Origin of the sequence: Solibacillus sp. CAU 1738, from assembly GCF_039888725.1 — a bacterium.
In the GTDB taxonomy this organism is placed as follows: domain Bacteria; phylum Bacillota; class Bacilli; order Bacillales_A; family Planococcaceae; genus Metasolibacillus.
The window spans coordinates 593,948-615,920 of record NZ_JBDQQN010000002.1 but is presented as its reverse complement, the minus strand read 5'-3'; the positions used below and the strand labels follow the sequence as shown (position 1 = coordinate 615,920).

Sequence of the window (21,973 nt, the reverse complement as noted above, 5' to 3'; positions counted from 1 at the left end):
ACTTTTTATACTATTTATCAATTTTTGGATGCAATTAAATCAAATGCCAAAAATAAGATTAAGGAGCTGATAAATTGAAGTTAGTCTTATTATCGGGTGGTTCTGGAAAACGTTTATGGCCTTTATCAAATGACGCACGTTCAAAGCAATTCCTGAAGGTATTAGAAGATGATAGTAATAACTTAAAGTCAATGGTACAGCGTGTTTGGACACAATTAAATCGTGTTAACTTATCTGAATCGACTGTCGTGGCTACGAGTAAAACCCAAGTTGATATTATTCAAAATCAGCTTGGTCAAAAAGTTGAATTAGTCATTGAACCGAGCAGGAGAGATACATTCCCGGCTATTGCATTAGCGGCATCTTACCTTTATTCAGAAAAAAATGTTCCCTTAGATGAAACTGTTGCCATTTTACCGGTGGATCCATATGTAAATGAATCCTTCTTTGAACAAGTGAAACAACTAGAAAAAATATTAAATCAATCTGAATCAGAGGTCGCACTTATTGGTGTTCAACCTACTTATCCATCCTCAAAATATGGCTACATTATACCTACTACTATACCTACTACTATACCTACTACTAATTCTTCTATTGATTATCTTAGAGTCCATAGCTTTATAGAAAAACCTACTGAATCAGAAGCAGAAACTTTAATTGCACAAAATGCACTTTGGAACTGCGGAGTTTTTGCTTTTAAATTAAATTTTATAATTTCAAAACTTGAAGAACTCGGATTGCCCCTCCAGTATGATGAATTATTGGAACAATATGATAACCTTCCGAAAAATAGTTTTGACTATGAAGTCGTAGAAAAAACAGATAATATTGTTGTGCTTCCTTATGATGGCTATTGGAAAGACCTTGGTACATGGAGAACACTAACCGAAGAAATGAATACATCTCAAATAGGCAGAGGTATTATTACAGAAGATTGTAAAGATACACATTTAATAAATGAGTTGGATATTCCAATTACGGTATTAGGGGTTTCAAATGTTATTGTTGCTGCAAGTCCAGATGGTATTTTAGTTGCAGATAAAGAACAAAGTCCGAGGATAAAAGAAATTTTAGGACAGTATGATAATCGTCCAATGTATGAAGAACGTCGTTGGGGATGGTATAAGGTACTAGATCATTTAAAAACAGATGAAAACTATGAAGTATTAACAAAACGTATTGGAGTGATAGCAGGTAAAAATTTGAGCTATCAATATCATAAACATCGTAGCGAAGTGTGGACTATCATTAGAGGAGAAGGAGTTTTTGTCCAAAATGATAAGCTACGCGTAGTTCGTCAAGGAGATGTATTAGAAATCCCAGTTGGTCATAAACATGGTTTGAAAGCTGTAACTGATTTAGAGATGATTGAAGTTCAAACGGGTTCACAATTAATTGAGGAAGATATTGTTCGAGTTTTCATGACATGGGATGAAGTTGAGGAGCATTGTTATGTGAAGTGAAAAAATATTCATGTAAAATTAAATGTTTTCTGATAAAAAACGAGGTGGAATTTGTGGTTAGTATTTCATATATAATCCCTACATTCAATAATCTTGAACTATTAAAACGATGTATATATTCAATTGAACCTCAGCTTAAAAGTGAAGACAAAATTATTATCATTAACGATGGAAGTAATGATGGAACAAAAGAATATTTAAACGAGAATTTTACTAAAAAAAGAAACTACATTATTTTGAATCAACCTAATAAAGGTTCAGGGAGTGCGAGAAATTTAGGGTTAGAGAGATGTGATACTGATTATATTTGGTTTGTAGATGCAGATGATTTTTTAGTAGCAGATGCAAGAGATAGAATTAATGAAGTTTTAGAATCAAATCATTATGATCTTCTTTTTATTGGTTATTCAATTAAAATTAATAGTTCAGAAATAGAAAATAAAGAAATTCAATATGATCCCCAAGAAAAAATAGGACTTTTTATGACAGAGCATTACCCTTGGAATAAGGTTATAAGTAAAAAGCTCTTTCAAAATATATACTTTCCTAATGAAAATATTAGATTTCAAGATCAAGCAACTATACCAGTAATAATTTCTAAAGCAAGAACATTAGGTGCTATATCAAAACCACTTTATATATACGATATGAGTCACCCAAATAATATATCGAAGAATAGTAAAAAAAATAAAGACATTTATGCAGCATTTTTGTATTTGAATAAACATTATAAAAAACAAAATTTGAAAAAAGAAGAAATAGAAGCACTCTATATTAAGAAATTTATTTTCGACGAAGCTTATCATTCGAATATAAATATATTAAAAATCTATCTGAATTTGAGAAAAGTATATCATTTTTTAGAGGCTAATATGTCTAATTGGGGGAAGTCAGCTCTTTTAAAACAAAATGAAATTTCAAAATACAATCACATAATAAAGTATGTACAATTAAAGGCTTTTATTGGAAAAGTTATTAGTATATCGCCTTTAGCTGCCTCTTTCCTAATATTTTTCTTTAAATTATCTAAACGGGTTATCTTTTTTATTTGGAAAAAATCCAGTGGAATAAAATACTTGATGAATATAAGGAGTAGAATATTATAAATGAAAAGAACTTTGAAAAAATTATTATATAAAAAGCATCCTGTTTTTTTAAGTAAATATTTTTTCTATAAAACTTTTAAAAGGAAACTAAATTTAAAAAATCCTTCAACATTTAATGAAAAATTAATGTGGTTAAAATTAAATGAAGACGATTCTATAAAAGCGAAATGTGCTGATAAATATTTAGTAAGAGATTATATTAATCAATTAGGATATTCAGATTTATTAGTTAAATTATATAAAGTTTATGATACTGTCGAAGAGATTGATTTCGAGGAGCTTCCTAGTAGTTTCGTGATGAAATGTACCCATGGGTGTGGGTTTAATATTATTTGTTTAGATAAAGATAAACTGGATAAAGAAGATACTATACAGAAATTAAAAGAATGGATGAAAACCGATTATGGTAACAAAATGGCTGAATTACATTATTCGAAAATTAAACCTCGAATTATAGTAGAAAGGTTCTTAGGAGATACAGTGAATGGTAAAGTTCCTTCAGACTATATGATACATTGCTTCCATGGAGTTCCTCAAGTAATAGAGGTTGGGGAAAATTATGGAAATAATAAAAAGTATATTACATTTAACTGTTCTTGGGATGTACTAGATTTTTATAAGAATAGTATAGAGAAAAGTGAAGAAATTAAAAGACCTAAAAGAATAGAAGAAATGTTAGAAATCTCTAGAGCATTAAGTAAAGAGTTTACCTATGTAAGAGTAGATTTATATTTTAGCGATAATGAAATCTATTTTGGAGAACTTACCTTTACACCAGGTGCTTGCTTAGAAAATGATTTTATTAATGATGCTGATTATCAGATGGGTCAATTATTGGATTTGAAAATTTTAAAGAAGGAGAGTCTATCTAAAATGTCAATGTCAGCCAGGCCTGTTAAGATAAAATAATTATTTTTGACCGGGGAATTCGGTTTATGCAATTTTGAAGTTAAGATAAAAAAATAAAAAAGGGTTGTTTACTATTGTACAGCTAACATTCATAAAAGAAAAAGTGTCTACAAAATTTATGAGAAATACTGGTTGGTTATTATTTGAGCAAATTTTTAGAATGGGACTATCATTAGTCGTCACATCATTAATGGCTAGATATCTCGGTACTGAAAATTTTGGCTTAATCAATTATAGCTTAGCGTACATCATGATTTTTACAACAGTGAGCAACCTAGGTATTGATAATATTATTGTTAATGAAATTATTAAAAATAGAGAAGAAACGGGTAAAGTGATTGGTACTACCATTTATCTACGTTTAGCCTCTTCCGTAATCTCTGTTTTTTTAATATTTTTAATAGTCAAATATATGAATGTTGACCAATTAACTATTCAGTTCATTACCTTAATCCAATCTATTTCATTATTATTTGTTGTGTTTAATTCAATAGAATATTGGTTTCAGTCAAATTTGCAGTCTAAATATGTAGTGATGGCGAAATCAACTGCTTTTACTATTGTATCTATTTGGCGTTTAATGTTAATTTTTTCTGAAAAATCTATTTATTACTTTGCGGTGGCAACTGCTATAGAAGCATTTGTCATAAGTGTGTGTATGGTAGCATTTTACATTAAATTTAAAGGGCCAAGACTGCACTTTTCATTGCAAACAGCTAAAAAATTGTTAGCAAAATCATATCATTTTTTTATTGCTGGACTACTAATCATGATTTATACCCAAATTGATAAAATAATGCTTGGGAAAATGACTGATGTAGCAACTGTTGGAATCTATGCAGCAGCAATGACTATTTCTAGTTTATGGGTTTTTGTTCCCTATGCACTAATCGAATCTGCAAGACCGATTATTATGGCTTCAAAAAGTCATAGTGAAACTTTATATATTAAGAAATATAAACAATTATTCTGCTCAATAATTTGGATCAGTATTGGGGCTTCTATTGTAATTTCACTATTTTCTCATTTGATAGTTGTGTTGATATACGGTAATCAATTTAGTGAATCAATAAATGTTCTAGTAATTTTAATTTGGTCTAGAATTTTTTCTTTAATAGGATCGACCAGAGCTATTTGGTTAACTGTAGAAAATTTAGGTAAATTCCAGGTCGTTTTTGTAGGAATAGGTGCGTTTTTAAATGTTGGTCTTAATTTAATGCTGATACCTATGTTTGGTGCAATAGGTGCCGCGATAGCTACACTATTTGCAGAAGTAATATCTACCTTTTTTGCAGTTTTAATTTTTAAAAAAACAAGACCTTTATTTAAGTTGATTATCGAATCATTTTTATTTAAAGGAATAAAGACTTAGATATAAAAGGATTTTTTATGATTATTTAAGTTAGGCGATTAATAGAGAAAATATATTTTTAATAACAGAACGTGGGGGATTTTTTTGATTAGCGTAGAGAGAAAATTATTCTTTATGGAATTAATAGATGTATTTTTAGCAGAAGAGTATAATCCTAAACTTACAAAAAAGAATATAGTAGTTTATCATTACGCAAAAGTTTCGGGTGGTAATTTATTTAAAGAAATTACTTATCAGATAAATTTAGAAAAAGATGAAAGTGAACTTATGGACGGTATGAATAAAGGAAATCGCAATAAACTACGCCGAGCGAAAAAAGAACCATATGTTGTAATTATAAAAGATAATCCGACTGATGAAGATTTAAAAGAATTTCAACAGTTTTATAATAAATTTGTAAAGATAAAAAAAACAAATAAAATAAATTTTATTCAAATGAGAAGATTGAAACTTCTGCGTAACAAGGGAGTTCTGATTTTTACAAAACTACAAAATACTAACGGTGAGGCTCTGTGCTATCAAATTCGTTTAATAGATCAAGATTTAGTTCTTAGTTTATATGGTTGTACAGCTGTGTGGATTAAGAATAGACCAGATTTAAAACAACAAATAAGATATGCAAATCGGTTTTTACTTTGGGAAAATATAATGCATTTTAAAAACAGAGGATTTAAAACTTATGATTATGGCGGAATAACAGAAGTCAATGAAATTAACAAGTTTAAAGAAGACTTTGGTTTCATAGAAGTAGAAACATATCATGGTCTTGAAACAGAATCTGTTATTGGTAAAATTTTGATAAAATTACATTGGAAGAAGCTCATTTATTTATTTTAGCTGAAATTGAGTTATCAAAGAAGTTTAAATGTAAGCTGCTTATGAAGTTATTTGCAATCAGTTTCTATTTATTCACAAATAAACCCCTTCGATCTTCCATAAGCTGAAGCATATGAAAATAAAATGAACGAATTACTTCAAAAGGAGTCTTAATAACATCGAATTTGGAATTATTGATCTTTTTGATTTTTGTGAATAATTTATCTATTACTAATATATTTCCTATTTAATTCATATAGTAATAAATAGATATCCAAAATAACAGTATAATAATTGCTATAAATTAACAATAGTGTTAAAATCCGAAACTTTAGTTATTGTAGAAGAGACGGGACAAGGGGGAGAATAATTTGGAGGAAACGATTAGCTTACGAGAAATTTTAACTATTATAAAAAAAAGATTGTTACTTATTCTCACACTTATCATTATTTCAATAGGCATTGCAAGTTATCTGAATTTTTATGTATTAACCCCTATTTATGAGGCGCAAACACAAATACTTGTTAATCAAAAGCCTAGTAGTCAAGAAGGCTACTCATGGAACCAAATGGAGACGGATTTACAATTAATTAATACGTACAATGTTATTATAACAAGTTCGGCCATTTTAAATAAAGTAATTGAAGAACTTGAGTTAGATATGACATCAGATCAGTTAATGAAAAAAATTTCAGTGTCTAATGAAAATGATTCGAAAGTGGTAAATATCAAAGTAGAGTATCCAAACCCTGAACAAGCAGTTAGCATCGCAAATACAATTGCTGTGATATTTAAAGTGGAAATCCCACCTTTACTTAGTGTTGATAATATCAATATTTTATCGGAAGCAAAATTAAGCGAAAATCCGACGCCTATTAAACCAAGGAAATTAATAAATATAGCAACTGCAGCGATAATTGGTTTGATGGTTGGAGCTGGATTAGCATTATTAATAGAGGTGTTAGATACAACAATAAAAAGTGAAAGAGATATTGAAGAAATTTTAGAGCTTCCAATCATGGGATTAGTCGGTTCAATTTCATTAGATAAAGAAAAAAAATCTTCCTTCAAATTCCGAAGACAAAGGGGGAAATAAAGTGTTTAGATTTAAAAAAAGAGCCAACAACAAAAAGTACCGTTTATCAACAATGGCACGTAGGCTTGTGACGGTTTCGGATTCTAAATCTATAATATCTGAACAGTTCCGAACGATTCGTACGAATATATCTTTTTCTTTGCCTGATCGAGATTTAAAAACCATTTTAATAACATCATCGACACCGGGAGAAGGTAAATCAACAAATGCGGCAAATTTAGGGGTCGTTTTTGCTCATGAAGGTAAAAGGGTATTGATAGTAGATGCAGATATGCGTAAACCGACGTTGCACTATACGTTCGCACTCTTTAATACGGTTGGTTTATCTACGTTGCTTTCTAGACAGAGTGAATTTCAACAAGCATTTCAAGAGACGCCGATTGTAGGGTTATATGTTTTAACAAGTGGTCCGATTCCACCAAATCCAGCTGAATTACTTGCTTCAAAAACATTCGATGTCCTTCTAAGAGAAATGCAGAATCATTTTGACATTATTATTTTTGATGCTCCACCCCTATTATCTGTGTCGGATGCACAATTGTTAGCACATAAAAGCGATGGTACATTGTTAATAGTTCATAGTGGTGTTGCTGAAAAAGAAGATGTTCTTAAGGCTAAAGCCATCCTAACATCGTCTAAAGCAAAGATCTTAGGTGTTGTATTAAACAACTATAAAATGCCTAAAAAAAGCAAATATTACTATGAGTACTTTAAAACAAGCGTTTAAATCATAGAGAGAAAATGACTAGAGGATTCTATAGAAGCTTGTAGAGGAAATGTCTTTTCAAAAGCTCCATGAAAAGACGCATTACAGTAACGAAAATTAAACTTAAGTTAGTATTATAAAAAAATACTATTAATCGTTTAAAGAGGCGAGAATATGAATATTCTTATTACTGGAGGGAACGGTTTTATTGGTTCTCACACTATAATTTCTTTACGTGAACATTATCCACATGCACGGTTAGTAATTGCGGATAATTTAACTAATAGTACACTCGAGACATTCACTAATTTAAAAAAGTTAGTTAAAGAGGGGATTGAATTTTATAACATTAATATTTGCAATGAAGAAGAGGTTGCAACCCTTTTTATAAACTATTCTTTCAATGCTGTTATTCATTTTGCTGGACTGAAAGCTGTTGGTGAGTCTGTTGAAAAGCCATTAAAATATTATAGAAATAACTTAATTAGTACGCTAAATTTAGTGAAGTATTGTCTTATATATGATGTGGGAAAATTTGTGTTTAGTTCGTCTGCTACGGTATATGGTAATGGAGAAAGCCCATTCATAGAATCGCATTCATTATTGCCAACTAGTAATCCATATGGTGAAACAAAGGCAATATGTGAAAGAATTTTAATAGATGTAGCGAATACAAATCCAGAATTTTGTGTATCTATATTGCGTTACTTTAATCCAATTGGTGCACATGAAAGTGGTTTAATAGGAGAAGCTCCTAATGGCATTCCAAACAATTTAATGCCTTATATAACAAAAGTAGCAAAAGGGGAATTAGAAACTTTACATGTTTTTGGCAATGGCTATCCAACTATAGATGGTACAGGTGTACGAGATTATATACACATTATGGATCTTGCTGATGGACATGTTGCGGCACTCGTAAATTTGAAACCAGGTGTCAATATTTATAATCTAGGTACAGGTAACGGGACGAGTGTATTACAACTTATCGACACTTTTGAAAAAGTAAATGGTGTAAAGATCCCTTACAAAATTGTAAATCCTCGCTCTGGCGATTTAGCAACTATTTACGCAGATGCAAGAAAAGCCGAACGAGAGCTGAATTGGAATGCAAAGCGGTCAATTGAAGATATGTGCAGAGACGCGTGGAATTTTGCGAAAAATACTGTGACAATTTAATAGCTAAATGATGACGGACAAAAATAAAATGTCCGTTTATTTGTGTCTTCTTTTTAGGCAAAAGCTAAAATAATTAGAAAATTTTTTTGAGATAATCTTTCTTTAAAATGAAAAGCTTAATTTGCGTAATAAAACTCGACAATGGTAGAATGAAGCGTGAATTGAAAGAAAGTGTGGTCGTTTAAATGAAAGTTTTATTTATAGGTGACATCGTTGGATCGATTGGTCGCGACGCGGTTGAGAAATATTTACCGCGCTTAAAGAAAAAATATGCAGTGGATGTCGTCATTGCAAACGGTGAAAATGCCGCTGCAGGTCGTGGTATTACACGTAATATTTATAATGATTTATTACAAATGGGTGTTGATGTAATAACGATGGGTAACCATACGTGGGATAATAAAGATATTTTTGATTTTATCGATGATGCCGATTATTTAATTCGGCCAGCCAATTTTTCTAAGGATGCACCAGGTAAAGGTATGGTGCAGATTTCGAAAAACGGCGTGACATTATCAGTCATTAATCTACACGGTCGTGTATTTTTACCACCGCATGAGGATCCATTTGCAATGGCTGAGGAACTAGTGGAAGAAGCGCGAAAAACATCGCCTCTTGTATTTGTAGATTTCCATGCGGAAGCAACGAGTGAGAAAATCGCACTGGGCTGGCATTTAGATGGTAAAGCATCTGTAGTTGTTGGCACACATACACATGTGCAAACAGCTGATTCGCGTATTTATCCTAATGGCACAGCCTATATAACGGATGTTGGAATGACAGGTCCATATGATGAAATTTTAGGGATGACAAAGGAAAGTGTCCTCTATAAATTCCAAACGAATATGCCATCTCGCTTTGAAGTACCGAAAAACGGCCGTGATGTTCTGAGCGGATTCTTCGTTGAGATTGATGATAAAACAGGTAGAGCTGTGCGCCAAGAGCGTATATATATTAATGAGGATTATCCATTCCAAGCTTAAAGTTAATTCAATGATACGCATTACATTTTACACGTTTGTCATGTTTCCAAACTTTCTCGCATACAATGACCTACAGACAATAAATATAAGTTGTCTTGATCATGCAAAAATGGGGAGGAATAGTTGTGGATTCATTAAAAGTATCATCTCGCTCTAATCCAAATTCTGTTGCAGGTGCTCTTGTAGCTGTCATTCGTGAGCAAGGCTATGCAGAGATGCAGGCAGTAGGAGCTGGTGCATTAAACCAAGCCGTCAAAGCAGTCGCGATTGCCAGAGGATTTGTTGCACCAAGTGGCACTGATTTAATTTGCGCACCAGCATTTGCAGATATTACGATTGCAGGGGAAGACCGAACAGCGTTAAAATTGGTAGTGGAAAAAAGAAACCGTTAATAATCAAAGCCGTCTATTTAGTTAATACTAAATGGATGGCTTTTTTAATTTGTTGGGGCATCCATAATGAGTTAAATTCATTAAAAGTTATTTTGATAAAAAATACGAACAAATTATAATGGCGGAAGGTTGTGATTACATTTGTAGGCTACCTCTTTGCCTAACCCCAACATATGATGTAGCTATATCTTTTTAGTTGGCTATTCAATCAATCAATAACTGTTACATATGCTTGAACAGGCGCTTCCGTCAAAGGGCTGATTTTTTTATAGAATATGACATTTGCAATAGTACACGCAACATGTTCGTGATAAACTTATGTAGGAAATTCTTATATATAAAACGAAATTTAAGGAGATGTTTATATGTTACATCAGCTTTCGTGGAAAGTCGGTGGGCAACAAGGTGAAGGGATTGAAAGTACGGGTGAAATTTTCGCAACAGCGATGAACCGTTTAGGGTATCACTTATACGGTTACCGTCATTTCTCTTCTCGCATTAAAGGTGGCCATACGAATAATAAAATTACAGTACGTCCGACAGAAGTACGTTCTATCGCGGACGATTTAGATATATTAGTGGCGTTCGACCAAGAAACAATCGACGTTAACTATAAAGAATTAACAGCTACAAGTATTATTTTAGCTGATGCGAAATTTGAACCGGTAAAGCCAGAAGACTCTAAAGCACCATTATTTGCGGTTCCGTTTACAGAAATCGCAACAGAGCTTGGAACATCTTTAATGAAAAACATGGTAGCAATTGGTGCCACGGCAGCATTATTAAATTTAGAAGAAGCTGTTTTCCAAAGTGTAGTCAATGAAATCTTTGGCCGTAAAGGTGAAGAAGTAGTTGCAAAAAACATTGAAGCGATTCAAAAAGGCCGTGAAGCAGTAGCGGCATTAATTGGTGAACGTGTTGGTGAGTGGGCGTTAGTGCCGGCAGATGGTAAACGTCGTATGTTCATGATTGGAAATGATGCAGTGGCTCTGGGAGCACTTGCAGCTGGCTCTCGTTTTATGGCAGCATATCCAATTACACCGGCTTCGGAAATTATGGAATACATGATTAAAAAGCTACCATTAGTTGGTGGTGCGGTTATTCAAACAGAAGATGAAATTGCCGCGGCAACTATGGCAATTGGTGCAAACTTCGGTGGTGTTCGTGCGTTCACAGCATCAGCGGGTCCTGGTTTGTCATTAATGATGGAGTCAATCGGTTTATCTGGCATGACAGAACAGCCGCTAGTAATTATTGATACACAGCGCGGCGGTCCGTCAACAGGTTTGCCAACAAAGCAGGAGCAGTCAGACTTAATGGCAATGATTTACGGTACACACGGTGAAATACCGAAAGTAGTAATCGCGCCTTCAACGATGGAGGAAGCGTTCTTTGATACAATCCAGGCTTTCAACATTGCTGAACAATTACAATTACCAGTTATTTTAATGACAGATTTACAATTATCACTTGGGAAGCAAACAGTAGATCCATTTGATTACAGTAAAATCGAGATCCGCCGTGGTAATATTGTAGAAGCAGTGGAAGAAACAGAATCCAAAGATTATTTCAAACGCTATGAAAACACAGAAGACGGTATTTCTCCACGTGTTTTACCAGGTACAAAAGGTGGTATTCACCATGTAACTGGTGTAGAGCATGATGAAACTGGAAAACCATCTGAAGCAACGGGCAATCGTCGTATTCAGATGGATAAACGTTTCCGCAAATTACAGCACTTGCAATTTGATACACCGGTTTACGTAAACGCGCCTCACGAAGAAGCAGACGTATTACTTGTAGGCTTTAACTCAACTCGCGGTGCATTGGAAGAAGTGCAAGAAACGTTAAACGCAGAAGGCATTAAAACAAACCACGCGCACGTTCGTTTACTATTCCCATTCCCAGCTGAGGAAATGTCGAAGCTAGTGGATAGTGCGAAAAAAGTAATTGTTGTGGAAAATAATGCGACAGCACAGCTTGCAAATATTATGAAAATGAATATTGGTGGTCATACGAAGACAGCTAATATTTTAAAATATGATGGAACACCGTTTTTACCGCGTGAATTAACAAATTTAGTGAAGGAGGAGATTTAATCATGGCAACATTTAAGGATTTTCGTAATACTGTCAAACCTAACTGGTGTCCTGGTTGTGGTGACTTCTCTGTACAAGCTGCGATTCAACGTGCAGCTGCAAACGTTGGCTACGAGCCACATGAATTAGCGGTTATTTCAGGTATCGGCTGTTCAGGACGTATTTCAGGTTATATTAACTCTTACGGCTTCCACGGCATTCACGGTCGTGCATTACCACTTGCACAAGGCTTGAAAATGGCGAATAAAGATTTAAAAGTAATCGCATCAGGTGGTGACGGTGACGGCTTTGCAATTGGTATGGGGCATACGATTCATGCTATCCGCCGTAATATTGACATCACATACGTTGTTATGGATAACCAAATTTACGGTTTAACGAAAGGCCAAACATCTCCTCGCTCAGCAGCTGGTTTTGTAACAAAATCAACTCCAGGTGGGGCAATTGAGCCATCATTAAAACCGTTAGAAGTAGCTTTAACAAGTGGTGCTACATTCGTTGCACAAGGCTTTTCAACAGATATTAAAGAGTTAACAGCGTTAATCGAAGCTGGCTTAAACCATAAAGGCTTCTCATTCATTAACGTATTCTCACCATGTGTAACGTATAATAAAGTAAATACGTATGATTGGTTCAAAGAAAATTTAACAAAACTAGCAGATATCGAAGGCTATGACCATACGAATCGTTCGATGGCAATGCAAACAGTAATGGAAAAAGAAGGTCTTGTGACGGGCATTATTTATCATGATCAGGAAACGACTTCTTACCAAGATAAAATTAAAGGTTACTCAGAGCTACCTTTAACAGATATCGATATTAGTTTAACTGAAACACAATTTGATCAACTTCTAAAAGAGTTTATGTAATTACAAAAACCCGCTGTCATATGTGCAGCGGGTTTTATGTTGTAAAAATAGAACTCCGTATATTAATGGTCACTGAAAAACTAAATAGTCGGCATTTTTCTTAGAAAATTTCTATTATGTTGTTGGTTATTATTCGACGGGAGGCGGTACGTTTCGTTGGGCTTTACGTGTGGTATGAAGGTGGAGAATGAGAAAGCGCGTGCATTTTGTAGGCTCATACACTACCGAAAATACGATTCCTATTTTGTTAGAGGCTCTATATCAATAGGTTTAGAAAGGAAATAATTAATCAATAGCGCCTTGCATGAAGCGCAAAAACAAGTCGTATATGATGTACTACGCAACTTTAATTCTCGTGCGCTAGCGCGATTACCTTGATAAACAAAATACCCCAAATTTTTATTTTCAGTCATAGTATCGTCTTTTGCATCGCTTCCTATTACAATGTGCGTAAAGGAGGCGATGTTTGTTGATTTTTTTGGATAGAAAGTTGTCATCCAAAATTACTGTCAGTGATTCGCTACTTAGGCGAGGGGAGCTTAATAACGAGCAGCGACGGCAGTTGGAAGTGATGTTATGGCAATGTGAACGTGGTTTTGAAGGCGAACAACGTGCAGATCGATATTGGCATGATCTACAATTAGATGTGCCACATGTGTTGCTGCATGGATACGAAACAGAAAATAAGTACAATTTTTCTCATCAAATAGATACCATTCTCATTACGAATCGCTTTTTGTTAATTGTCGAGCTGAAAAATATAGGTGGTGTCATATCTTATGATGAACGAACGAACCAATTTGTGCGTATTTTACACGGAGAACGACTTGCTTTAACCGATCCTTTTGCACAAGTATCGCGGCATGAATCCCTAGTGGAACGTGTATTATGGGATGTCGGTGTGGAGTTACCGATTTTGACAGCCGTTATTATAACTAGCTCCTCATCAATTATTGAAATGATGCCACCGCATTTTCAAGTTTTTAAATTATCCGGACTAAGGCTAAAACTACATGATTGGCTAAAGTCTTATCCAGTGCGTGTTTCAAACAATATGGTATTTTTAATAAAGGATGAATTATTAAAGAAATATAAAATACGTAAATGGAAGCATCCTTTTGGGAAAATTCCGATCAGGAGTGGTGCATTATGTAAATGTGGAAGCGTGATGTACTATTCACGCGGCAGATTTGTTTGTGCTTGCGGACAGATTTCTCGAGAAGCTTTACTTCAAGGTTTACATGATTATCGACTATTAATAAATGAATGGATAACGAATAAGGAATTGAGAGAATTTTTCTTGATTGACAGTGCAGACGTAGCAAATAAACTTTTAACAAGAGCGGGCTTTTATTATGAAGGTTCTAATAAAGGTAGGCGATATTTAATACCCGAAACTGTTTGGCGGAAAAAACATGAAAAGTGACGGATATATCGTGATTTTTGGCGGATATCCATCGAAAAGTGGCGGATAAATCACAAATAACGGCGGATATCCTATTAACCGAAAAATTGAGGGATTGTAAATGACGAATATTATTAATTTTCTTCAGAAAAAGCATGAACACGATGAGCAACGAATCGAAAAATTATTTCAAAAGGCGAATTCGCATAGTGAAAAGTTAGATCTGTTGATTCAGCAAAAAGAATTAGCTGTCCATGATCATCAACTTTTCCTCGCATTTCTCACTTACTTAGAACAGCAACAAATCAATGCACAGCAACTATTTAAAGACGTAATCAACTTGCCTAAATTTCAATTTGAAGCACAATATTGCATGAACTGGACTCAGGTAGTCAAATTAAGTGTCACATTTCTTACAATTTTGAAGCACAATGACCCCGAAAGCTATGAACATTTCATAGGCTGAACTTGTCCTACCATACGTGCATTAGCTATAATAGTAAAATGGGTATTCGAATGTACGAAACCATTTGAAAGGAGTTCATAGATTTAATGAATGAGGAACAACGACTGGCGAGCGCGCAAGTTAATCAACCAAAACCTTCTAATAATAAAACTGAAAAAGATTACAGTAAATATTTCGAAAAAGTATTTACTGCTCCTTCATTAAAAGATGCGAAAAAACGTGGGAAAGAAGAAGTGAAGTACCATAAAGATTTCGCAGTTGATGAACAGTTTTTAAAAATGGGTGAAGGTCGCAAGTTTTATATTCGAACGTATGGTTGTCAAATGAATGAGCACGATACGGAAGTAATGGCTGGAATTTTCATGCAGCTTGGCTATGAACCGACTGAAGAAATTGAAAAAGCTGATGTTGTGCTCCTAAATACATGTGCCATTCGTGAAAATGCGGAAAACAAAGTATTTGGTGAACTAGGCTTCCTCGTGAAATATAAACGAAAAAATCCTGAAATGATAATTGGCGTTTGTGGCTGCATGTCCCAAGAAGAGTCGGTAGTTAATAAGATTTTGAAAAAATATCCACATGTAGATATGATTTTTGGTACTCATAATATTCACCGTCTACCAAATATTTTAAAAGAAGCATATATGTCAAAAGAAATGGTAATCGAAGTATGGTCAAAAGAAGGGGATGTAATTGAAAACCTTCCGAAGCAGCGACTTGGTTCCATTAAAGCTTGGGTTAATATTATGTATGGCTGTGACAAGTTTTGCACGTACTGTATCGTACCATATACACGTGGTAAGGAGCGCTCTCGTCGCCCAGAAGAAATTATCGCAGAGGTACGTGAATTAGCAGCTCAAGGTTATCAAGAAATTATGCTGTTAGGTCAAAATGTAAACGCATACGGAAAAGATTTCACTGATATAGAATATCGCCTTGGTGATTTAATGGACGAGTTGAGTAAAATCGATATTCCACGCATACGTTTCACAACGAGCCACCCTCGCGATTTTGATGATCATTTAATCAAAGTACTCGCAAAAGGCGGTAACTTATTAGAACATATACACTTACCTGTACAATCAGGTTCAAATGAAGTTCTAAAAATTATGGCACGAAAATATACACGCGAGCATTTCCTTGATTTAGTGGCGCGAATTAAAGCTGCTATACCAGATGTAGCTTTAACGACAGATATTATCGTTGGTTATCCGAACGAAACAGAAGAGCAGTTCCAGGAAACGCTTGATTTATATCGTAAAGTAGGCTTTGAAATGGCATTCACATATATTTACTCACCGCGCGAAGGAACACCAGCTGCAAAAATGGTTGATAATGTACCGGAAGATGTAAAAAAAGAACGTTTACACCGATTAAATGCAGTTGTAGGAGAGTATTCAAAGGCTGCGTTGAAAAAGCTCGAAGGTGAAGTAGTGGAAGTTCTTGTAGAAGGTAGCAGTAAAAAACGTGATGATGTGCTAGCTGGCTATACTCGTAAAAATAAATTAGTAAACTTTGAAGGTCCCGTTGAATTAGTAGGGGAAATAGTGAAAGTGAAAGTATTAGAAGCGAAAAGCTACTCATTAAGAGGAGAGTTTTTAGAAATAGTAAAACGATAAGGGGTGCAAGTTTAATGACGAAATTATATACTAAAGACGAAATTATTGAAAAAGCAAAAGAGATCGCGCATATGATTGCAAATACAGAAGAAGTTGAGTTTTTCAAAAAGGCTGAAGAGCAAATTAATGATAACCAAAATATACGTGAAAAAATTGCTTCATTAAAAACTTTACAAAAGCAAGCAGTTAACTTCCAACATTTAGGTAAAGAAAAAGCGCTTAAAATGATCGAAGGTAAAATTGCCAATATTGAAGATGAAATCGATGCAGTACCAGTTGTTCAACAATTCAAACAATCACAAATGGATGTAAATGATTTGCTGCAGCTTGTATCAAATGCGATTGCGAATTCAGTAACGAGCGAAATTATTGAATCCACTGGCGGAGATGTGTTGATGGGTGAAACAGGCTCGAAAATTAGAAATAGTGTCCCAGGAAGTTGTTCTTAGTATACTTATGACGAAATAGCTATCCCTTAACCCCTACAGCCACTTAGGTTTGTAGGGGTTTTATATTTATACGCCTACATGATTATTTGAATAAGGTGCCCAAAAGGTGCCCAAGTCACTCTTCTTTTTCAAAAAATTTATCGAAATACGAACTAGCGCGTTGATCTGATTCAGGTAATAAATGACCGTATGTGTTCATTGTCATTTTTATATCTGCGTGGCCAAGTCGTCCTTGAATAACTCTCGGGTGCTCGCCAGCATGTATTAAAAGTGATGCTGATGTGTGACGTAATTCATGGAATCGTATCTGTGATAAATCAGGGTTTTTTCTTATGAATTTTCGCCACCATGCACTAAGAGAGGAAACGTTATAAGGCTTACCTAAATCACTAGAGAATAAAAATACATGTCCTTTCCATTCTCGTTCATCCCCAATTTCATCAAGTTGAGACTTTTTTACTTTAGCTAGTAATAATAAATCTTCCATAACATAATGAGGAATAGTAACTCTACGTTTCTTTTTACCTTTGGTTTCTTTTAAAAATTGCCGTTCTTCTTTGTTATCACTAACTATGGTCGATATCGTTTGTTCAATAAGCACAGAATTATTTTCTGCATCCAAATGTTTTAACTCTAGAGCTGCTATTTCACCTAAACGTGCACCACTAACAATAGCGAATTGAACAATTAGTCTTTTTATTGGTTTTGCTCTTTGCTGCAACCTTTCGAGCAACTGAGTAACCTCTGACTCAGAATAAGCTTGTCCTTCCGGAGTAATAACTTTTGGTAACCTAACACCAATACAAGGATTTTCAGTAATCATATTCCATTCAAAAGCGGTATTCATCATGTTTGAGAAGGCTTTATGAATATTCCTGATGGATGAAGCACTTAGTTTACCATCTGGACCATCAGAACGTTTGTTATCTGTACGTCTACCGTTTTTCGACAGATCCGCAACAAAAAATACAACATCAACCTTTTTAATATCTTTAATTTTAAATTCGCCAAACATAGGTAAAATTCGATTTTCAATATACGAACAGTAATTTTGAAATGTTTTTGGTGAGTAAAACTGTTTAGCATGATTATCGCGCCACTTTGGATAAAAATTAGCTAACGTAGTGTTATCTATGTTTGTAAAATGAACATCTTTATCCTGTAAAACTTCTTCTTCAAATAATACTAGAAGTCGCTGGGCTTCACGATCATTTTTAGCTTCAACCCTACGTGTTTTGCGAATACGCTTATTTCCTCTGTACCCTAAATCAGCAATAAGTTTGTATTTATTTTTTTCTAATTTAACGAAATATCCCATAATCAATAAAGTCTCCTTTCAATAAATAAGAATATATGTTCTTTTTTATGTATTAAAATAGCCCCTTACATTTCAGTTCTACCAGCTCTAGTGGTACATTATGTAATGAAGCTATGTCATAGGTTGTCATTTGTTCGAAAATACAATCTTTTAAACATGCGTCGGAGATTAATAGTTCAGCAGCGAATTTGTTTGCTTCTCGTTCAATTCGATCAACAGATAAAAATGTATTTTGGCGCATAAACGGTGTATTCACTTTTTTATGCATCACAGCATGTCCGAGTTCGTGTGCGCAAACAAATCGCTGATAATTTTCATCAAGATTACTATTTATTACGATAAACCTATTTCGGCGTTCATATTTGTAGTAACCTCGAATCTCTGGATGTAAATCATGTTGTAAAACGTGTATTTTTAAACTTTTAGCTAATTGATATGGACAACTCGTATTGTATTTAGATGTAAGTTGCTTTACTCTCTCTCTAATCCACATGCAATCACTTCGTTTCTGTTTTGGGTGCTTTATCACAAACATTCTATTAAAATAAATATATAAACAATTTAAGGAGTGAATGTGATAATTGTAAATGGTACAGATTTTATTAACATTACATTAAGTAAAGAAGAGATATTTGCAATCATTGAAGATTTACAACGTGCTATTTGGTGTAGCGAAGATTGCGGTAATGAAGCCGAAGCTATTACACGTAAATTACACGCTCAATTTGAATTGTTACAGGAGCATCGCTAAATCTTCAATTGTTGCATATAGATGATCTACAGTAGTTTTACGAACTGGATCTTCATTAGTATGCGAATTACTATTCCTAATGTCTCTTAAATTACTTACTGACGCAGCTAGTCGATTTGATAGTACATGATTTCGTTTTAAAACAGCTAATGAATCTTTAATATATGTGTCTTTCGGTAGATGTTCACTGGTTTTGTTTTTAATTAAAATACGTAAAATATTTTCTAATGCAATCCCACCAGTAGTAGAAGCAGCTAAATAAATACCTGCATTATAAGCCTTAACGGATTCCCCGAATTCATATGCGAATGAGGGGGTGTTAACTTTCTCAATGATTAAATCAGTATTAAGATCTGATAATAATGTCGAAGGTTCAAAAGCTGATTGTAAAGCTTTATTAAAACGATAGTTCATCTCGTGTGAATCAGCATTTTCAATTCCCCATACTTTGCTCCGTTCAATTAACCCACCGTGATTCACTTCATTAAACATTAGACCTGCATATTCACCTAAATCATAATAATGAAAGTCTGTTATATATTCTGTAATACTAAATTCAGACTTAATAAACTCAATCTTTAATTTTTCTGGACCTTTACGTAATACAGAAAATTCTTCATGCTGCATATCTTTACAATCGATAAAACCTATTTGATCCACGTCATTTTCTGATAATACCAAATGAGTATTCATATCATTTAGTAGTACATGTAATTTTACAGGGTTCATAAAAAAGAACGACTCTCTATTTTCTCTATACTCATCTGCATATAATTCATTCACACGGTTTCTGTAACCTTCTAAATATGGAGAAAAGAACATATTAAAACCATTTTTCAGGCCCTCGTTTCTACTACCTTTCACTTTATATCCCCCTAAAGATTATTCATCCTCTCGATACTTCTTAGGTGTATATTTCCTATTGATACGTTGAGTTTGTCTAAATAATAATGCCATTGATTCTAAAAGAGATTCTTTAGCTTCTTGTGACATTGGTTCACCGTTAAAAGCTAAGTCTCCACTATTTTCAATTTCTTCTTCAAATTGTTTTAAACGTTTTGCAATGTCTCGTTCTTCCTTAGAAATTTCATTATTTTTGGCGGTATTTATTATCTCTCTTCCTAACAAATAATCAACGGATACATCGAAATAATCAGCTAACTTTTGCAGTGTGTCAAAGTCTGGTTGTCGTGTGCCTTGTTCGTAGTTAGCTAGCTGACCTCTCGAGAAACCCATTTTTTCCGCTAAATCATATTGACTCATTTTTCTTTCTTTACGTAATTTAGCTAAAATTTTCCCAAACATTGTTTTCACCTCTTGTATCCAATTATATAGGTAGAAACTATTTGTTTCTATTGATGGTTTAAAAGAGAAACAAAAAGTTTCTAGAAACGGTTGACAGAAACGAAGTGTTTCTATTATTATGTAATTAAGGAAACGAAGTGTTTCTTTAAAAGGAAGGAGCGATACTATGAAAACCACGATTAAAGAGAGGAACATGTTGATTAATCTTCGTGGTGATAAATCTAGATCAGAGGTAGCTTTTGATTTAAAAATCACACCACAAATGCTTGGGGCTATAGAAAGAGGAGATAGAACCCCATCTTTACAATTAGCAAAAAAAATAGCTGATTATTATGATACGACAGTAGATGTAGTTTTTTTTGGCCATTTAGGACACAAAATGTGTCTTTGAATTTGTTGTTCCGTTTACAACAATTCAATCGATTTTATATTAACGCGGAGGAATAAACATGGAAAACAAAACAACAGTAAAACTTCACGAAGCATTAGCTGCACGTGAGGGAGTGACAGAAATAGTAATTGATCCTTATGAAACATTTCAGATTGTGCAAGACCAGCGCATTTATGAGTTTACTGGTCCCGCACGTGTTTTGATCAATATAGACTAACGAAGCTTAGTGAATCGATATCCGCCTTTTTTGATGTAAGTATCTAAGTATTCACCCTTGGAGATTGCACTCATTAATCCTTGATGGTGATGCGTTGGCACTTGGTGGTAATCATACAATCCTCCACCAATAAAACTTACACGTAGCGTTTGAGTATTAATATCATATCCGACTGATGCTAAATTACTCGAACTTACAGGAACCATCGTCATTTTTATTCACCTCCTTATATTGTCAATGTTCGACATAAAAGGAAGTAAGCCTTTAATAAAATTCAGGAGGTTTTAACATGAATTTAGTAATTATTCAACGTCGCCAAGCAGTTACAACTTCATTACAAGTTGCAGAATTGTTTGGAAAACAGCACAAGGACGTATTAGAAAGCATTAACGGACTAATAGAAGGGGTGGCGGAAAATCCCGCATACTCAAATAGTCCTATGTTTCACGAAGGCACATACGAACATCCGCAAAACAAACAGCAGTATCGCATGTATTACATGAACCGTGACGGCTTCACTTTATTAGCAATGGGCTTCACAGGAAAAAAGGCAATTCAATTCAAATTGCAGTACATTCAAGCATTTAACCAAATGGAGCAGCAGTTACTCGATATGAGCCGACCTTCTTACGAATTATCAGATCCAGTTGCTCGGGCAGAAAAATGGATTGAAGAAGAGAAACAACGGTTGATGCTAACTGCTCTGGTTGAAGAACAAAAACCAAAAGTGTTATTCGCAGAAGCAATTCAAGCTAGTAGTACATCAATCTTAATAGGTGAGTTTGCAAAAATCCTAAAACAAAACAGTGTTGATATGGGTCAGAAACGTTTATTCGAATGGCTTCGAGAAAATGGCTATTTAATAAAGCGTAAAGGTAGTGATTATAACAGTCCGACGCAGAAGAGTATGGAGCTTGGATTGTTTGAGATAAAAGAAACACCTATCCATCACAACAGTGGAGAGATTTCAATTAATCGTACAAGCAAAATAACTGGCAAAGGACAAGCCTATTTTATCAACAAGTTTGTCCACAAAAAAGCAATATAAAGAAGGCACA

The 21,973-nt window shown here is 34.1% G+C and carries 25 protein-coding genes; 20 read left to right on the top strand and 5 right to left on the bottom strand.

The window, feature by feature from the left end:
* Positions 1–74 precede the first annotated feature (74 nt).
* The 16 genes from AAFN87_RS08275 to AAFN87_RS08200 all read left to right on the top strand — a co-directional run bounded on the left by AAFN87_RS08275 (position 75) and on the right by AAFN87_RS08200 (position 16,933).
* Complete coding sequence (locus AAFN87_RS08275) at positions 75–1,466, top strand: sugar phosphate nucleotidyltransferase (protein WP_347790569.1); 1,392 nt, start codon at positions 75–77, stop codon at positions 1,464–1,466.
* A gap of 53 nt (positions 1,467–1,519) precedes the next feature.
* On the top strand, positions 1,520–2,572 hold the full coding sequence (locus AAFN87_RS08270) for a glycosyltransferase family 2 protein (protein WP_347790568.1): 1,053 nt from the start codon (positions 1,520–1,522) through the stop codon (positions 2,570–2,572).
* Positions 2,573–3,481 (top strand): ATP-grasp fold amidoligase family protein, encoded by a 909-nt coding sequence (locus tag AAFN87_RS08265; RefSeq protein ID WP_347790567.1) that lies wholly within the window; start codon positions 2,573–2,575, stop codon positions 3,479–3,481.
* Between the two features lie 118 nt (positions 3,482–3,599).
* Positions 3,600–4,853, top strand: a complete 1,254-nt coding sequence (locus AAFN87_RS08260) for a flippase (RefSeq protein WP_347790566.1) — start codon at positions 3,600–3,602, stop codon at positions 4,851–4,853.
* An 84-nt stretch (positions 4,854–4,937) separates the two neighbouring features.
* Positions 4,938–5,690, top strand: a complete 753-nt coding sequence (locus AAFN87_RS08255; RefSeq protein ID WP_347790565.1) for a hypothetical protein — start codon at positions 4,938–4,940, stop codon at positions 5,688–5,690.
* 350 nt (positions 5,691–6,040) lie between these two features.
* Positions 6,041–6,766, top strand: coding sequence for a YveK family protein (locus AAFN87_RS08250; protein WP_347790564.1), 726 nt, complete (start codon positions 6,041–6,043; stop codon positions 6,764–6,766).
* 52 nt (positions 6,767–6,818) lie between these two features.
* Positions 6,819–7,493: a CpsD/CapB family tyrosine-protein kinase gene (locus AAFN87_RS08245; protein ID WP_347790837.1), complete on the top strand. Its 675-nt coding sequence runs from the start codon at positions 6,819–6,821 to the stop codon at positions 7,491–7,493.
* Positions 7,494–7,646: 153 nt separating this feature from the next.
* The gene (galE, locus tag AAFN87_RS08240) at positions 7,647–8,651 is read left to right on the top strand and encodes a UDP-glucose 4-epimerase GalE (protein WP_347790563.1); all 1,005 of its coding nucleotides are present in this window, start codon (positions 7,647–7,649) and stop codon (positions 8,649–8,651) included.
* Between the two features lie 185 nt (positions 8,652–8,836).
* Positions 8,837–9,634 (top strand): TIGR00282 family metallophosphoesterase, encoded by a 798-nt coding sequence (locus AAFN87_RS08235; RefSeq protein ID WP_347790562.1) that lies wholly within the window; start codon positions 8,837–8,839, stop codon positions 9,632–9,634.
* Between the two features lie 125 nt (positions 9,635–9,759).
* Positions 9,760–10,026 carry a stage V sporulation protein S gene (locus tag AAFN87_RS08230; protein ID WP_097072367.1) on the top strand — a complete coding sequence of 89 codons (267 nt, stop codon included), beginning with the start codon at positions 9,760–9,762 and terminating at the stop codon, positions 10,024–10,026.
* A gap of 365 nt (positions 10,027–10,391) precedes the next feature.
* Entirely contained in the window at positions 10,392–12,125 is a 1,734-nt protein-coding gene (locus AAFN87_RS08225) for a 2-oxoacid:acceptor oxidoreductase subunit alpha (RefSeq protein WP_347790561.1), read from the top strand.
* A gap of 2 nt (positions 12,126–12,127) precedes the next feature.
* Complete coding sequence (locus AAFN87_RS08220; protein ID WP_347790560.1) at positions 12,128–12,994, top strand: 2-oxoacid:ferredoxin oxidoreductase subunit beta; 867 nt, start codon at positions 12,128–12,130, stop codon at positions 12,992–12,994.
* Positions 12,995–13,460: 466 nt separating this feature from the next.
* Entirely contained in the window at positions 13,461–14,420 is a 960-nt protein-coding gene (locus AAFN87_RS08215; protein WP_347790559.1) for a nuclease-related domain-containing protein, read from the top strand.
* A gap of 100 nt (positions 14,421–14,520) precedes the next feature.
* Entirely contained in the window at positions 14,521–14,865 is a 345-nt protein-coding gene (locus AAFN87_RS08210) for a hypothetical protein (RefSeq protein ID WP_347790558.1), read from the top strand.
* A gap of 86 nt (positions 14,866–14,951) precedes the next feature.
* Positions 14,952–16,484 carry a tRNA (N6-isopentenyl adenosine(37)-C2)-methylthiotransferase MiaB gene (miaB, locus tag AAFN87_RS08205; protein WP_347790557.1) on the top strand — a complete coding sequence of 511 codons (1,533 nt, stop codon included), beginning with the start codon at positions 14,952–14,954 and terminating at the stop codon, positions 16,482–16,484.
* A gap of 14 nt (positions 16,485–16,498) precedes the next feature.
* A complete protein-coding gene (locus AAFN87_RS08200) occupies positions 16,499–16,933 on the top strand; it encodes a YlbF/YmcA family competence regulator (protein WP_347790556.1) in 435 nt (144 codons plus the stop codon).
* Positions 16,934–17,048: 115 nt separating this feature from the next.
* Here the strand turns inward: AAFN87_RS08200 and AAFN87_RS08195 are convergent, their stop codons facing one another.
* Positions 17,049–18,251 (bottom strand): site-specific integrase, encoded by a 1,203-nt coding sequence (locus AAFN87_RS08195; protein WP_347790555.1) that lies wholly within the window; start codon positions 18,249–18,251, stop codon positions 17,049–17,051.
* Positions 18,252–18,303: 52 nt separating this feature from the next.
* On the bottom strand, positions 18,304–18,744 hold the full coding sequence (locus AAFN87_RS08190; protein ID WP_347790554.1) for an ImmA/IrrE family metallo-endopeptidase: 441 nt from the start codon (positions 18,742–18,744) through the stop codon (positions 18,304–18,306).
* Between the two features lie 81 nt (positions 18,745–18,825).
* Between AAFN87_RS08190 and AAFN87_RS08185 the strand changes: the two genes are divergently transcribed.
* Positions 18,826–19,002: a hypothetical protein gene (locus AAFN87_RS08185; RefSeq protein ID WP_347790553.1), complete on the top strand. Its 177-nt coding sequence runs from the start codon at positions 18,826–18,828 to the stop codon at positions 19,000–19,002.
* On the opposite strand, the gene AAFN87_RS08180 is transcribed toward AAFN87_RS08185, so the two are convergent.
* On the bottom strand, positions 18,985–19,866 hold the full coding sequence (locus AAFN87_RS08180; RefSeq protein ID WP_347790552.1) for a hypothetical protein: 882 nt from the start codon (positions 19,864–19,866) through the stop codon (positions 18,985–18,987). The genes AAFN87_RS08185 and AAFN87_RS08180 overlap by 18 nt on opposite strands.
* Before the next feature lie 18 nt (positions 19,867–19,884).
* On the bottom strand, positions 19,885–20,307 hold the full coding sequence (locus tag AAFN87_RS08175; RefSeq protein WP_347790551.1) for a helix-turn-helix domain-containing protein: 423 nt from the start codon (positions 20,305–20,307) through the stop codon (positions 19,885–19,887).
* Between the two features lie 166 nt (positions 20,308–20,473).
* Here AAFN87_RS08175 and AAFN87_RS08170 point away from each other — a divergent pair, with 166 nt between their 5' ends.
* The gene (locus tag AAFN87_RS08170) at positions 20,474–20,698 is read left to right on the top strand and encodes a helix-turn-helix transcriptional regulator (RefSeq protein ID WP_347790550.1); all 225 of its coding nucleotides are present in this window, start codon (positions 20,474–20,476) and stop codon (positions 20,696–20,698) included.
* Positions 20,699–20,756: 58 nt separating this feature from the next.
* On the top strand, positions 20,757–20,915 hold the full coding sequence (locus AAFN87_RS08165) for a BC1881 family protein (protein ID WP_347790549.1): 159 nt from the start codon (positions 20,757–20,759) through the stop codon (positions 20,913–20,915).
* Here AAFN87_RS08165 and AAFN87_RS08160 read toward each other — a convergent pair.
* Positions 20,912–21,127 carry a KTSC domain-containing protein gene (locus tag AAFN87_RS08160; RefSeq protein WP_347790548.1) on the bottom strand — a complete coding sequence of 72 codons (216 nt, stop codon included), beginning with the start codon at positions 21,125–21,127 and terminating at the stop codon, positions 20,912–20,914. The genes AAFN87_RS08165 and AAFN87_RS08160 overlap by 4 nt on opposite strands.
* A 77-nt stretch (positions 21,128–21,204) precedes the next feature.
* On the opposite strand from AAFN87_RS08160, the gene AAFN87_RS08155 reads away from it, so the two are divergent.
* Positions 21,205–21,963 (top strand): Rha family transcriptional regulator, encoded by a 759-nt coding sequence (locus tag AAFN87_RS08155; RefSeq protein WP_347790547.1) that lies wholly within the window; start codon positions 21,205–21,207, stop codon positions 21,961–21,963.
* Positions 21,964–21,973 lie beyond the last annotated feature (10 nt).

What these genes read in the sequence shown, in the direction of transcription:
- AAFN87_RS08265 (WP_347790567.1), top strand. Translation starts at nt 2,573, where the DNA reads ATGAAAAGAACTTTGAAAAAATTATTATATAAAAAGCATCCTGTTTTT.
- AAFN87_RS08200 (WP_347790556.1), top strand. Translation starts at nt 16,499, where the DNA reads ATGACGAAATTATATACTAAAGACGAAATTATTGAAAAAGCAAAAGAG.
- AAFN87_RS08220 (WP_347790560.1), top strand. Translation starts at nt 12,128, where the DNA reads ATGGCAACATTTAAGGATTTTCGTAATACTGTCAAACCTAACTGGTGT.
- AAFN87_RS08245 (WP_347790837.1), top strand. Translation starts at nt 6,819, where the DNA reads ATGGCACGTAGGCTTGTGACGGTTTCGGATTCTAAATCTATAATATCT.
- AAFN87_RS08165 (WP_347790549.1), top strand. Translation starts at nt 20,757, where the DNA reads ATGGAAAACAAAACAACAGTAAAACTTCACGAAGCATTAGCTGCACGT.
- miaB (WP_347790557.1), top strand. Translation starts at nt 14,952, where the DNA reads ATGAATGAGGAACAACGACTGGCGAGCGCGCAAGTTAATCAACCAAAA.
- AAFN87_RS08160 (WP_347790548.1), bottom strand. Translation starts at nt 21,127, where the DNA reads ATGACGATGGTTCCTGTAAGTTCGAGTAATTTAGCATCAGTCGGATAT.
- AAFN87_RS08260 (WP_347790566.1), top strand. Translation starts at nt 3,600, where the DNA reads ATGAGAAATACTGGTTGGTTATTATTTGAGCAAATTTTTAGAATGGGA.
- AAFN87_RS08175 (WP_347790551.1), bottom strand. Translation starts at nt 20,307, where the DNA reads ATGTTTGGGAAAATTTTAGCTAAATTACGTAAAGAAAGAAAAATGAGT.
- galE (WP_347790563.1), top strand. Translation starts at nt 7,647, where the DNA reads ATGAATATTCTTATTACTGGAGGGAACGGTTTTATTGGTTCTCACACT.
- AAFN87_RS08195 (WP_347790555.1), bottom strand. Translation starts at nt 18,251, where the DNA reads ATGGGATATTTCGTTAAATTAGAAAAAAATAAATACAAACTTATTGCT.
- AAFN87_RS08225 (WP_347790561.1), top strand. Translation starts at nt 10,392, where the DNA reads ATGTTACATCAGCTTTCGTGGAAAGTCGGTGGGCAACAAGGTGAAGGG.
- AAFN87_RS08155 (WP_347790547.1), top strand. Translation starts at nt 21,205, where the DNA reads ATGAATTTAGTAATTATTCAACGTCGCCAAGCAGTTACAACTTCATTA.
- AAFN87_RS08210 (WP_347790558.1), top strand. Translation starts at nt 14,521, where the DNA reads ATGACGAATATTATTAATTTTCTTCAGAAAAAGCATGAACACGATGAG.
- AAFN87_RS08170 (WP_347790550.1), top strand. Translation starts at nt 20,474, where the DNA reads ATGAAAACCACGATTAAAGAGAGGAACATGTTGATTAATCTTCGTGGT.
- AAFN87_RS08190 (WP_347790554.1), bottom strand. Translation starts at nt 18,744, where the DNA reads ATGTGGATTAGAGAGAGAGTAAAGCAACTTACATCTAAATACAATACG.
- AAFN87_RS08235 (WP_347790562.1), top strand. Translation starts at nt 8,837, where the DNA reads ATGAAAGTTTTATTTATAGGTGACATCGTTGGATCGATTGGTCGCGAC.